Genomic DNA, 12663 nt, shown 5'->3' with positions numbered 1-12663 from the left:
CGCCACCCTCCACGAAGCCGGACGTCCCCGCACGGCAGGTGCGCCGTCGGGGTGACGTCCCCGGCACTCCGTGGGAGAACCCCTCGTCCCGGATGCGGCCGATGGCCTCCGAACGTCTACCGGGACCCATCGAGCCGGGAGGGGCACTTGGGTGAGACGGTCGGCCGGACGGTCGCGACCGAGGCCGGCACCGCGCTCGCCGCCGGGTGCGTCGGGGGCGCGATCAGCGGACCGGCGGGCCGAGGCGTGCGCGGGTGTACTACGACGGCGTCAGCTTCTTCGCCGGACTCCCGCACATCGAGGCCGAACTGCCCGGTGCCGAGAGGGGGTCACTTGCCGCGGCGGATCCGTGCGGCCTGGCGGGCCTCGGCGGTCTTGCGGGCCTCGGCGGCCCGGCGGGACTCGTTCTTGGCACGGCCGGGACGGCCCGGGACGGTGCCCATGCCGCGGAAGGCCGCCCCGCCGCGCTTGACGCCCTCCTTGCTGGGTGCGCTGCCGTCCACGGGAACGCCCGAGGGGGTCCGGGCGCCGGTGATGCGGCTCAACTCCGCCTCGCCCGAGCGCACCCGGGTCTCAAGGGGACGGATGCCGGCGTCCGCCATCAGACGGGCCACCTCGCGCCGCTCCTCCGGGGTCACCAGGGTGACGACGACACCGGACTCGCCGGCGCGGGCGGTGCGCCCGCCCCGGTGGACGTAGTCCTTGTGGTCGGCCGGCGGGTCGACGTTGACGACGAGGTCGAGCTCGTCGACGTGGATGCCGCGCGCGGCCACGTTGGTGGCGACGAGGACGGGGACCTCGCCCGACCGGAAGCGGTCCAGGGTGCGGGTCCGCAGCGGCTGGGACTTGCCGCCGTGCAGCGCGGCGGCACGGACGCCGCTGCCGAGGAGGTGCTTGGTGAAGCGGTCGACCGAGGCCTTGGTGGCCAGGAACATGATGACCCGCCCGTCGCGGGCGGCGATCTCCGTGGCGGTGGCGAACTTGTCGGCGCCGTGCACGAGGAGGACGTGGTGGTCCATCGTGGTGACCGTCGCGGACGAGGGGTCGACCGAGTGGACGACCGGGTCCGTCAGATACCGCTCGACGAGCAGGTCGACGTTGCGGTCGAGGGTGGCGGAGAACAGCAGCCGCTGGCCCCCGGGGCGCGTCAGGTCCATGATCTCGGTGACCTGGGGCATGAAGCCCATGTCGGCCATCTGGTCCGCCTCGTCGAGGACGGTGACGGCTACCCGGTCCAGTCGGCAGTCCTTGCGCTCGACCAGGTCCATCAGGCGGCCGGGGGTGGCGATCACGACCTCGGCGCCGTCGCGCAGGGCCGTGGCCTGCCGGCCGATCGACATGCCGCCGACGACGGTGGCCAGGCGCACCTTCAGGGCGCGGGCGAAGGGGTCCAGCGCGTCCGTGACCTGCTGGGCCAGTTCACGGGTGGGGACGAGGACCAGCGCGAAGGGCTTGCGGGCCTCGGCGCGGCGCCCGGCGGTGCGGACGAGCAGGGGCAGCCCGAAGGCGAGGGTCTTGCCGGAGCCGGTCCGGCCGCGTCCCAGGACGTCACGGCCCGCGAGGGCGTCGGGGACGGTCGCGGACTGGATCGGGAACGGCTCGTCGACCCCGAGCCGGGTGAGCTCGGCGAGGACCTCGGCCGGCAGACCGAGCGCGGCGAAGCCGGTGGCCGGAGTGCTCGGGGCGGAGGCGGGCTCGGCGGCGTCGGGTGTGCTGGGGGTGGTGTTCATACGGGACCTTCCTCGAAAACGGTGCGCTTCGAGGAATTCGCGACCGGCCGCGGACGGCCCCATGAATTTCTGGAACGTACCGAACGCCAGGTGCGTACGGATCCGGCCACACCGACGGTGAGGAATTGGTGTCCGGCCCGTGAACAAGCCTGGAAGTGCTGAATAATGCCTGGAAATGCAACGAGCCGGGGCCCTCACCACACGGGTGAGGGCCCCAGCTGCGTCGGACGTGTCAACGTCAGGCGGGGAGGATGTTCTCCGCCTGCGGGCCCTTCTGGCCCTGCGTGACGTCGAAGGTCACCTTCTGGCCTTCCTGGAGCTCACGGAAGCCAGAGGTGGCGATGTTGGAGTAGTGGGCGAAGACGTCCGGGCCGCCACCCTCCTGCTCGATGAAGCCGAAGCCCTTTTCAGCGTTGAACCACTTCACGGTGCCGTTAGCCATGTCAAATCTCCTTCGGGGCGTAGCCCTGGAAGCCGCACTGTGCGACTCCCGGCGTCGCCGTGATGATTGCCCCGTCCGGAAAACTGCACCGAAAACACAGAAAGTGCCTGACGATGTCGAATCGTCAAAGGCACTTGTAAGTTTCTTTGGGAACCACGACTGCAACTGCTATTGACTGTAGCACATCGTCGCCGTGGGTGCACGGAAATGGCTATTCGCCGTCGTGCTGTGGAACGGGTGGGGATCAGACCGCCGGGGACGGGAAGGTCGGGTACTCCACGCCGGACACGTGCTGGACCACGCGGATGACCTGGCACGAGTAGCCGAACTCGTTGTCGTACCACAGGTAGAGGATCGCGTTGTCGCCGTCGACCTTGGTCGCGCCGGCGTCGACGATCGACGCGTGACGCGAGCCCACGAAGTCCATCGAGACGGCGTCGGGGGCCGTGGTGAAGTCGATCTGACGCTTCAACGGCGAGTGCAGCGAGACGTCGCGCAGGTACTCCAGTACCTCTTCGCGGGTGGTCTCGCGGCCCAGCCGCAGGCTCAGGATCGCGATCGAGACGTCCGGGACGGGGACGCGGATCGAGCTGCCGGTGATCGGGGCCTTGAGCTCCGGCAGCGCCTTCGCGACGGCCGAGGCGGCACCGGTCTCGGTGATCACCATGTTGAGCGGCGCGGAACGGCCGCGGCGGTCGGCCTTGTGGTAGTTGTCCAGGAGGTTCTGGTCGTTCGTGAACGAGTGGACCGTCTCCACGTGGCCGCGCAGCACGCCGTACTCGTCGTCCATCGCCTTCAGCGGCGGGACGATCGCGTTCGTGGTGCAGGAGGCGCAGGACAGGATCTGCTCGTCCGGCTTGATCGTGTCGTGGTTGACGCCGTGCACGATGTTCGGCACGTCACCCTTGCCGGGCGCGGTCAGGACGACCTTGTCGATGCCGGGGCGCAGGTGCTTCGAAAGGCCCTCGCGGTCGCGCCACTTGCCGGTGTTGTCGATCAGGATGGCGTTCTCGATGCCGTACGCCGTGTAGTCGACCTCGGAGGGGTCGTTGGCGTAGATCACCTTGATCGTGTTGCCGTTGGCGACGATGGTGCTGTTCGTCTCGTCGACGGTGATCGTGCCCTGGAACTGGCCGTGGATCGAGTCGCGGCGCAGCAGCGAGGCGCGCTTCACCAGGTCCTGGTCGCCGCCGCCGCGCACGACGATCGCGCGCAGGCGCAGACCGTTGCCCGAGCCGGCCTTCTCGATGAGGAGGCGGGCGACGAGGCGGCCGATGCGGCCGAAGCCGTAGAGGACGACGTCGCGGCCGTCACGGCGCTCGACCTTGTTCTCGCCGGTGGCGCCGGCCACGGCCTCGGCGGTGAACGCCTCGACCGTCAGGCCGCGGCTGTCGGTCTTGTAGTCGGCGGCCAGCACACCGATGTCGATCTGGCACGGGCCGAGGTCGAGGGTCGTGAGCGTCTGGAGGAACGGGAGCGTCTCGGTGACCGAGAGCTCCTCGCCGTCGATCTGCCGGGCGAACCGGTGGGTCTTGAGGATGCTGACCACCGACTTGTTCACCAGGGAGCGGCTGTGGACCAGGACGGTGACGTCCTGCTCCCGGTGCAGCTTCCCGATGATCGGGATCATCGACTCCGCGATCTCCTCGCGGTTCTTCCAACTGGTGAACGAGTCGTCATTGACAGTCACAAGATTATCTTTCGAGCTAGGCGGCGCTCATATGGTAACCCGCGGCCGGTTTGATCAATCAAGGGGTGCCGAACCGTACGATGGGACCCGTCGGGAACCGCCGGTAGGCGGGCGGGCCCGCCTACCTTGATGCGGGGGCATGGTGGTGAAGTTCGGGCTGCTCGGGTCGCTCGTCGTCCACGACGGGACGGAGCTGCGACCGGTGCCGGGCCCCAAGGTCCGGGTGCTCCTCGCGGCGCTCCTCCTCCAGGCCAACCGCACCGTCTCCCGGGACGCCCTCAAGGAGGCCCTCTGGGGCGCCTCCGTCCCCGCCAGCGCCGACGCCGCCCTCGCCAACCACCTCACCCGGCTGCGGCGCACCCTCGCCGCCGTCGACCGGGGTCCCGAGGAACGCCTGCGCACCGTCGCCCCCGGCTACCAGCTGCTCGTCCACGAGGGCGAACTCGACGCCGACGTCTTCGAGGGCCACGTCAGGGCCGTACAGCTCGCGCACCGGCGGGAGGAGTGGGAGGGCGTCCGCCGCGAGGTCGCGCTCGCCATGGGCCTGTGGCGCGGCACACCCCTCGCCGACCTCGCCCCCTTCGCCGAGGCCGAGGGGCCCCTGCTCCGCGTCCACCAGCTCGCGGAGGCCCGCCTCCAGGCCCTGGAGTGGAGCTTCGACGCGGAACTGTGCCTGGGGCGGCACCACGACGCCGTCGCCCCGCTCAGCACCCTCGCCGCCGAGCACCCGCTGCGCGAGGGCTTCCACCAGCGGCTGATGCTCGCCCTGCACCGGTCCGGCCGCCAGGCCGAGGCCTTCGCCGTCTACCACCGGCTGCGCCGGAGCCTCGTCGACGAACTCGGCACCGAACCGAGCGTCGCCGTCCAGCGGGCCCACGAAGAGGTCCTCGCCGGGGACCCGGGCCCCCGCCCGCGCGCCCAGGCACGCACCGCCGCACCGCGCCCGCCCTTCCAGCTGCCGTGCGAGGGCGACACCTTCACGGGCCGTACGGCCGAGGTCGCGAGGGTACGGGCGCTGCTCGGCGCGCCGGAGGCGCGGGACGAGGGGGGCGGTGGGGGTGCGTACGGGACCGATGGTGTCTCCGGGCCCGGGAGCCCGGCCACAACCGGGGGTACGTACGGCACCGGCGGTTCGTCCGGCGTCGGCGGAGAGCCGGAGGCGCCCGCTCGTGTCCGGCCCGTCGTCGTCTCCGGCATGGGCGGCATCGGCAAGACCGCCCTCGCCGTCCACGTGGCCCACCGCGTCCGTGAGGCGTTCCCCGACGGCGCCCTCTACGCCGACCTGCGCGGCTACTGCGTCGACGGCGCGCGGACGGCCAACGAACTGCTCGCCCGCTTCCTCTCGGACCTCGGGGTGCGCCACGACACCCTGCCCGAGGACACCGACGACCGCGCCCTCCTCTTCCGCGCCGCGCTCGCCGAGCGCCGGGTCCTGCTCGTCCTCGACAACGCGCGCAGCGCCGCCCACGTCGCGCCCCTGCTCCCCGCCGGCGGGCCCAGCGCCGCACTGATCACCAGCCGCCAGCTGCTCGCCGACCTGCCGGGCGCCGTCACGGTCCCGCTCGACCCGCTGGCCGCCCAGGACCAGCACGCCCTCCTCGCCCGGCTCGCCGGCGCCGAGCGCGTGGGGCAGGAGCCCGAGGCGCTGGCCGACATCATGGACGCCTGCGGCGGCCTGCCGCTCGCCCTCCACATCGTCGGCGGCCGGCTCGCCTCCCGCCCCTCCTGGCCCCTCGCGCTCCTCGCGAAGCGCCTCACCCCGCACCGGGGCCGGCTGGAGACCCTCGCCATGGGCGACTTCGACGTCCAGCGGACCTTCGCCATGAGCTACGTGGCCATGCGGGACAGCGACCAGCCCCTGGAACGCGAGGGCGCCCGCGCCTTCCGGCTCCTCGGCCGGAACTGGTCCGGCCACCAGGTCACCCCCCAGTCCGCCGCCGCGCTGCTCGACATCACCGAGGGCCGCGCCGCCGCCGTGCTCGACGTCCTGGCCGACGCCCATCTCGTCCTCACCCCCGAACCCGACCGGTACGTGCTCCACGACCTCCTCGGCGAGTACGCGTGGCACCGGGGCGACGAGGAGGACACCGAGGCCGAACGCACCACGGCCGTCCTGCGCCTGCTCTCCTGGTACGCCACGGCCCTCGCCACCGCCTCGAGCGTGGCCACCCGCGAGACGCAGTCCCCGCCACCCCTCGACGGACAGACCGGGACGGCCCTGGCCCTGCCCGAGTTCGCCGACGACGACGAGGCGATCCGCTGGACCGCCAAGGAACTCCCCGCCATCCAGGACGCCCTGACCCGCGCCGGGGAACTGGGCCGCTCCGACCTGGCCTGGCGGCTCGCCGTCGGACTCTTCGGCTACGCCGGTACGCACTGGTGGACGGCCGAGTGGGACACCTGCCTCGGGCAGGCCATGGACATCGCCCGCGCCCACGGCGACACGCTGGGCCAGGCCTGGCTGCACCGGCGCATGGCCGTCGCCCACGGCATGGCCTTCCGCAACGAGGCCTGCCTCGACCACCTCCGTATCGCCCTGGAGCTGTTCACCGAGCGCGGGGACGTACTGGCCCAGGCGTCCATCCTCGGCAACATGTCGTCCCTCTACGCCCAGATCGAGGACGCCGAACGGGCGCTCTCCCACGCCGAACTCTCCCGCGACCTCTACCGGAAGGCCGAACGCGACCTCCCCCGGGAGCGCGGCAGCAGCCGGGGCGAGGCCCTCGTCCTCAGCCGGATCGCGGACGCCCGGCAGCTGCTCGGCGATCTCGAAGGGGCGGCGGCTGACTTCCTCAGTGTGATCGAGCTGCTGCGCACGGACGGCCACTGGCTGTTCCTGGCCACCTCTCTCACCAAGTACGGCGACATCCTCCGTGGTCTGGGGCACCGCGACGAGGCCTTCGCCGCCCTCGCGGAGGCGCTCGGCATCCGGCACCGGATGAACGACGTCGGCGGGACCGCCGACTGCCTGGTCTTCACCGCCCGCGCCCACCACCACTTCGCCGAGTGGGAGGCCGCCCGCGAGACCTGGGAGAACTGCCTTCGGCTGGCCCGGGAGCACAACCTGGCCAAGCGGATTACGGAGAGCCTCGAAGGCCTGGAGGCCCTTCCCGCAGGAACGTAGCAACCCGGCCCGGCGCGGGGGCCGTCCACGGCCGTCCCGGACGGCACCCGGGAATGCCCGGGACGTCCCTGGGACGACCGGGACGCGGAGGACGAAGGCGGCCGGCTCCGGCGGTCAGGGGAAGGCCAGCGCCCGGAAGACGTCCCTGACCCGGGCCAGCGGGCCCGGGTCACGGGTGAGGCGGAGCCGGTTGGTGAGCAGGACCGCCCACCGCCCGCGGGCCGGTGACACCCACATCCCCGTACCGGTGAAGCCGAAGTGCGCCCACACGCCGTCCGCCGGATCCGTGCCCGGTGCCGGGTGCCAGAACAGCCCGCGCGGCGGGTCGAGTTCACCGGTGCGGACCCGGAGCGAGTCGGCGGTCCAGCCGGCGGAGAAGGTGCCGGGCACGGGGGCGAGCAGATGGCGCAGGAACCCGCCGATGTCCGCGGTGGTGGTGAAGACCCCGGCGATCCCGCAGGCCCCGCCGAGCAGCCGGGCCGAGAAGTCGTGGACGGTGCCTTGGAGCGGGGCGCCGGTCCCCTCGTCGTACTCGGTGGGCGCGCACCGCTCCCTGATCGCCGCGGGCAGCGGACCGTACCGGGTCTCCGGCATGGCGAGCGGCGCCCAGACGCGTTCCCCGGCGAGCCGGGGGAGCGGGGTGCGGGTGAGGTGTTCGGCGAGGTAGCCGAGGACCAGCGCCGCCCGGTCGGTGTACGCGACGGCTTCCCCCGGCCGGTGCCGCAGCGGCTCCGCGAGGACGCCGTCCCTGACGTCCTGCGGATCGGAGCCGTACAGGTGCCGGAGGTTGGCGCGGAGCGGCAGGCCCGCGGTGTGGGTGAGGAGGTGGTGCGCCGTGACCCCGGCGAGGGGACGCCCCGCCGCCTCGGGCCAGTAGGAGCCGAGCGGCGCCGCGAGGTCGAGCTTCCCGGCGTCCACGAGGGTCCCGGTCACGGCCCACACGGCGAGGATCTTGGTGAGGCTCGCGACGTCGAACAGGGTGTCGGGGCGCATCGGCTCCCCGGGCCGCGCCGGGTCGAGGAGTCCGACGGCGCCGTCCGACAGGGTGCCGCGGGCGTCACCCACGGCCCACGCGGCGCCCGGGTACACACCCGAGCGGGCCGCGTCACCCAGCAGCCGCTCGATGGGATCGCTGCGCACTGCCAAGGCGGGCCTCCGACGGGTCTGCGGGGGCGGGGCCCCGGGGACCTGGCGGGCCGCGCTCCGGAGTCATGCCCCGGCGGTACGGGAAGACACCCTTCCGTCACGGGAAGACCCCGGGCGCCTCATCCGTACCCCCCGACGGACGCGTGCCGGTCATCTGCCGTACGCGCCCCCGAGCCGCCGCCCGCGTTACTTGCAGATCACCTCGTCGCGCGGGGTGTAGTGGGTCTTGAAGGTCTCCCGCTTGACCTCGGCGCCGCCGTTCTTGAACACCCGGTCCACCGAGATGTCGAAGCCTTCGAGGGGCGGCTGCGGCACACAGGCCTCACCGGTTCCCTCGCGCTTCGAGGGCTGCGTGAGGTTGGTGCGCGGTCCCGCGACCGCCTCCACGGAGTCGTACTTCTTCGTGCCCAGGAAGCTCACCGTGACCGAGGTGTCGGTCGCGCCCGCCTTGATGTAGATCGGCTTGCCGGTGTCGTTGCGGAACTTCAGGTCCAGCGAGCCCCATGCGACGGTCGCCTCACGGCCGGCCGGGTAGCGCTCGATGTAGAAGGAGTGGGCGCCGTACTCCACGGGCTTCACCCCGGCGAAGAACATGGCGTTGAACATGGTGGTGGCCATGGCCGAGACGCCACCGCCGGGCGCCGACCGGTACTGGCCGTCCAGGATCATGGTGCCGTCGACGAAGCCGTTGTCCGCGGTCCGCTCGCCGACCGTCTTGTTGAAGCTCCACACCTCGCCCGGCTGTACCAGCGAGCCGTTGATCAGCTCGGCCGCCCGGCCGATGTTCGTCGTCCGGTACGGCGCGCTCGGGAAGTTCACCGTGAAGGTCGACATCTGCTCGGTGATGCCGAGACGCGCGAGGGAGCCCGCGCTCAGCTCGGGCTCGGTGACGGTGGTGGCCACCGGCGCGGTCCGCGCGGCCGTGCCGGACTTGGTGAGCAGCGGGCGTACGGCGTCCCCGAGGGCCTTCGCGGTCACCTCGTGCCCCGGCCGGCCCTCGGACTCCACCACGACCTTGCCGTCCCTGACCCCGAGGCTCGCCTCGACGGGCGCGCCGGTCAGCGCGGCGAGCGGCCGGGCCACGTCCGGATCACGCAGCAGCGCCTCCGCGTCGAGCGCGGGAGTGAGCCGGCCGTTCTCCGTCTTCACGGTGAGGTGGTCGCTCAGCGTCGCGGGGGAGATCCGCAGCCGCTCCTGGCCGGCGGTGAGGGTCACCGGGCCGGAGACGGCGGGCTTCGCGTACGAGTCGAGGAAGCGGGACACCTCGGTCGCGGGCAGCTTCGGCTCGGTCATCGTGACGGGCAGGTTCACCGCCGAGGCGCCGGTGGCGGGGTAGGCGGCGCGCAGGGTCTCGACGGCCTGCCCGGTGTCCAGCTTCTGCCCCGTCACCGGGTGCGTCGCGACGGCCTTGCCGTCGCGGAAGGCCACGGACCCCTCGCGTACCGCCCGGTCGTTCTTCTCGGCCAGCGTCGACACGGTGGCCTTCGCCTTGGCGGCGTCGTACGCGTAGACGGGCCGGATGTCGCGCTCGCCGGACGAGAAGAGCCGCCCGATGACGGTGAAGGGGTCACGGGCCGGATCGGCGGCCAGGTCGGCGGTCTTCGCCAGGTCCACGGTGAGGCCGGCGGCGGCCGGGGCCACGGTGGTGGCGCTGTCGCCGACCCGCACGGGTATCGGCGCGTTCCACGAGGCCGGGGCCTCGGCCGCCAGCTTGGCCTGGGCCTGCGCCCGGCTCATGCCGCCGATGTCCACGCCGTCGACACGGGTGCCGGCGGATATGTCGTCGCCGGTCGCGGCGAGACCCGCGACGTACAGGCCGCCCGCGGCGACGGCGACCACACCCGTCGCGATCGCCGCCGTCCGGAGGCGAGGACGGCGCCCCTGCCGGGGCAGTGGGGCATGGTCGGTCCTGGAGCGGGGCACACGCTCTCCCGTGGCGTCGAGGATGGGGGGAACCACTCGACGGTACGCCGAAAGAGTGCCATATGCACATAAGGCCGGTTGACCTGCGGGGATACGGAGGGGAGGGGTGCGGGTGCGGAGAGTGCCGGGCGGGGCTGGGAGGCCCGCGACCGCGCTCCCCCCATTTGCCGGTCGGTCTAAGCTGGAGCGGTGCCTGATGCGTCCCCGAGTTCCGGGCCCCGGTCCGTCGACCGGGCCCTCGCCGTCCTCGACGCCGTCGCCGACGCCGACCGGCCCGTCGGGGCGAAGGCGCTCGCCCGGCGGCTCGGCTGCGCCCTCTCGACCGTGTACCACCTCACCGGGCCCCTCCTCGCCCGCGGCTACCTCGTCCGCACCGCCGAGGGGTACGCCCCGGGCCCCCGCGTCCCGGCCCTGTACCGCTCCCACCAGCGGCACCACGGGCTCGGCGCAGGGACCGGCGACCTCCTCGGCCGGCTGCGCAGGGCCACCGGTGCGGAGGCGTACCACACCGCGTACCGCGACGGCCTGATCACCGTCGTCGACACCACCGCCCCGGTGACCGACGCCGCCCACCCCTTCACTCCCGGACCCGAGGACCGGGCGCACGCCACCGCCCACGGCAAGGCGCTGCTCGCCGCCCTGCCGCGCCCGCTGCGCCGCCGCTATCTGGCGGAGCACGGGATGGCCCGGTTCACCGAGCGCACCATCACCAGCGCCGAGCGCTTCGAGGCCGAGGTCGACCGGGTGCGCGGGCAGGGCTTCGCCGTGTCGGTGGGCGAGGCGGACCTCGCGTACACCTGTCTCGCCGTGACCCTGCCCGAGCGCGGCGACGGCATCGTGCACGCGCTCTCCGTCTCGCTGCCGACCGCCGACTTCGGCCGGCGGCAGGGTGTGATCCGGGCGGCCCTCGCCCGCGCCGTACCGGACTTTCCGGCCCTGCCGGAATCCTGAGGGGGCCGGCTGGCGGCGCCCGCCGGCCGAGCGCAGGCTGGACGCATGATCTTCATCGCCGTCCGGTTCACCGCCCGCCCCGACCACGCCGACCGCTGGCTCGACCTGGTCGCCGACTTCACCCGCGCCACCCGCGAGGAGCCCGGCAACCTCTTCTTCGACTGGTCCCGCAGCGTCGACGACTCGAACGTCTTCGTCCTCCTCGAGGCCTTCGCCGACGGCGAAGCGGGCGCCGCCCACGTCGCCTCCGCGCACTTCAAGGCCGGTCTGGAGGCCATGGCCGGAGCCATCGCCACCACCCCCGAGATCATCAACGTGGAGGTGCCCCAGCAGGGCTGGGGCGCCATGGCGGAGCTGGCCCCGACCGGCGCCTGAGCCGCCGTCCACGGCCCCGGGGGCCGCAGTCCCGCCTGATAGGTTCGCACGCACAGGCAGGCGGGGCGCCGGCCCGAGGGGAGAAGCGGCACATGGCGTCGAGCGGGCGGCAGACCGGCAGGCCCACCCTGGAGCAGGTCGCGGCCAGGGCGGGAGTCGGCCGCGGCACCGTGTCCCGGGTCATCAACGGCTCCCCCCGGGTGAGCGAGCAGGCCAAGGCCGCCGTCGAACGGGCCGTCGCCGAACTCGGCTACGTCCCCAACCGGGCCGCCCGCGCCCTGGCCGGCAGCCGTACCGACGCCGTCGCCCTGGTGATCCCCGAGACCGAGGCCCGGCTCTTCGCGGAGCCGTACTTCCTCGACATCATCCGTGGCGTCAGCAGTGAACTCGCCGACGCCGACAAGCAGTTGCTGCTCACCCTGATCCGCAGCGAGCAGGAGCGCCAGCGCTTCGAGCAGTACCTCGCCGCCCAGCGCGTCGACGGCGTCCTCCTCGTCTCCGTGCACGGTGAGGACCTGCTGCCCGACCAGGTCCGCGCCCTCGGCCTGCCCGCCGTCCTCAACGGCCGTCGCACCGAGGACGAACGTGTCGCCTTCGTCGACTCCGACAACACCGGCGCCGGCCGGACCGCCGTCGCCCACCTCGCGGGGCGCGGCCGGCGCGTGATCGCCACCATCACCGGCCCCCTCGACATGTACGTGGCCCGCTGCCGGCTCGACGGCTACCGCGAGGGCCTGACCGGGGCCGGACTCGTTCCCGACGACGCGCTCGTCGCCGACGGGGACTTCACCGAGGAGGGCGGCCGGCGGGCCATGCGGGAACTCCTCGACCGCAGGCCCGGCCTGGACGCCGTGTTCGCCGCCTCCGACGTGATGGCCGCGGGCGCGCGCGGCGTCCTGCGCGAGGCGGGCCGCCGGGTCCCCGAGGACGTGGCCCTCGTCGGCGTCGACGACTCGGCCGTCGCCCGGCACATGGACCCTCCGCTGACGAGCGTCCGCCAGCCCATCGAGGAGATGGGCCGCACCATGGCCCGGCTGCTGCTCCAGGAGATCGCCGCACCCGGCGACCCGGACGAGCAGCCCCGCCGGATGCTCCCGACGGAACTCGTGGTCCGCGCCTCCTCCTGACAGCCCCTCGCCCCGCGAGGCGGGCTCGCGCACCGGGTCACCCCGCGGGAACCGCCCCGAGATCGCCGCCGAGATGCACCCGCCCCGGGCGCCCCGGAGAATGGACACCGTACGGGGTCCGAACCGCGACCAGGGCGCTCCCGACGGCGTCCGAC

Annotated in this window: 9 protein-coding genes; 4 read left to right on the top strand and 5 right to left on the bottom strand. The window is 73.2% G+C overall.

The genetic code is table 11. The annotated features are described in order from the left end of the window. Positions 1-329: 329 nt before the first annotated feature. The 3 genes from V4Y03_RS02275 to V4Y03_RS02265 all read right to left on the bottom strand — a co-directional run bounded on the left by V4Y03_RS02275 (position 330) and on the right by V4Y03_RS02265 (position 3862). On the bottom strand, positions 330-1730 hold the full coding sequence (locus tag V4Y03_RS02275; protein ID WP_332433812.1) for a DEAD/DEAH box helicase: 1401 nt from the start codon (positions 1728-1730) through the stop codon (positions 330-332). A gap of 238 nt (positions 1731-1968) precedes the next feature. Then, on the bottom strand, positions 1969-2172 hold the full coding sequence (locus V4Y03_RS02270; protein ID WP_030218719.1) for a cold-shock protein: 204 nt from the start codon (positions 2170-2172) through the stop codon (positions 1969-1971). Positions 2173-2416: 244 nt separating this feature from the next. Continuing rightward, a complete protein-coding gene (locus tag V4Y03_RS02265; protein WP_332433811.1) occupies positions 2417-3862 on the bottom strand; it encodes a glyceraldehyde-3-phosphate dehydrogenase in 1446 nt (481 codons plus the stop codon). A 139-nt stretch (positions 3863-4001) separates the two neighbouring features. Between V4Y03_RS02265 and V4Y03_RS02260 the strand changes: the two genes are divergently transcribed. Further along, the gene (locus V4Y03_RS02260; protein WP_332433810.1) at positions 4002-6986 is read left to right on the top strand and encodes an AfsR/SARP family transcriptional regulator; all 2985 of its coding nucleotides are present in this window, start codon (positions 4002-4004) and stop codon (positions 6984-6986) included. A gap of 114 nt (positions 6987-7100) precedes the next feature. On the opposite strand, the gene V4Y03_RS02255 is transcribed toward V4Y03_RS02260, so the two are convergent. Next, the gene (locus V4Y03_RS02255; protein WP_332433809.1) at positions 7101-8132 is read right to left on the bottom strand and encodes a serine hydrolase domain-containing protein; all 1032 of its coding nucleotides are present in this window, start codon (positions 8130-8132) and stop codon (positions 7101-7103) included. A gap of 186 nt (positions 8133-8318) precedes the next feature. Beyond that, positions 8319-10055, bottom strand: a complete 1737-nt coding sequence (locus V4Y03_RS02250) for a VanW family protein (RefSeq protein WP_332433808.1) — start codon at positions 10053-10055, stop codon at positions 8319-8321. 189 nt (positions 10056-10244) lie between these two features. On the opposite strand from V4Y03_RS02250, the gene V4Y03_RS02245 reads away from it, so the two are divergent. From V4Y03_RS02245 to V4Y03_RS02235, 3 genes are all read left to right on the top strand, one after another. Then, a complete protein-coding gene (locus tag V4Y03_RS02245) occupies positions 10245-11006 on the top strand; it encodes an IclR family transcriptional regulator (RefSeq protein ID WP_332433807.1) in 762 nt (253 codons plus the stop codon). A 45-nt stretch (positions 11007-11051) separates the two neighbouring features. Continuing rightward, a complete protein-coding gene (locus V4Y03_RS02240; RefSeq protein WP_317873277.1) occupies positions 11052-11381 on the top strand; it encodes a putative quinol monooxygenase in 330 nt (109 codons plus the stop codon). Between the two features lie 92 nt (positions 11382-11473). Further along, the gene (locus V4Y03_RS02235) at positions 11474-12508 is read left to right on the top strand and encodes a LacI family DNA-binding transcriptional regulator (RefSeq protein ID WP_332433806.1); all 1035 of its coding nucleotides are present in this window, start codon (positions 11474-11476) and stop codon (positions 12506-12508) included. Positions 12509-12663: the final 155 nt, after the last annotated feature.

This window comes from Streptomyces sp. P9-A4 (assembly GCF_036634195.1).
Lineage (GTDB): Bacteria > Actinomycetota > Actinomycetes > Streptomycetales > Streptomycetaceae > Streptomyces.
This window is presented reverse-complemented; position numbering and strand designations above follow the sequence as displayed.

Coding starts and splice junctions, on each gene's coding strand:
- V4Y03_RS02275 (WP_332433812.1), bottom strand. CDS start 1,730: ATGAACACCACCCCCAGCACACCCGACGCCGCCGAGCCCGCCTCCGCC.
- V4Y03_RS02270 (WP_030218719.1), bottom strand. CDS start 2,172: ATGGCTAACGGCACCGTGAAGTGGTTCAACGCTGAAAAGGGCTTCGGC.
- V4Y03_RS02260 (WP_332433810.1), top strand. CDS start 4,002: ATGGTGGTGAAGTTCGGGCTGCTCGGGTCGCTCGTCGTCCACGACGGG.
- V4Y03_RS02240 (WP_317873277.1), top strand. CDS start 11,052: ATGATCTTCATCGCCGTCCGGTTCACCGCCCGCCCCGACCACGCCGAC.
- V4Y03_RS02235 (WP_332433806.1), top strand. CDS start 11,474: ATGGCGTCGAGCGGGCGGCAGACCGGCAGGCCCACCCTGGAGCAGGTC.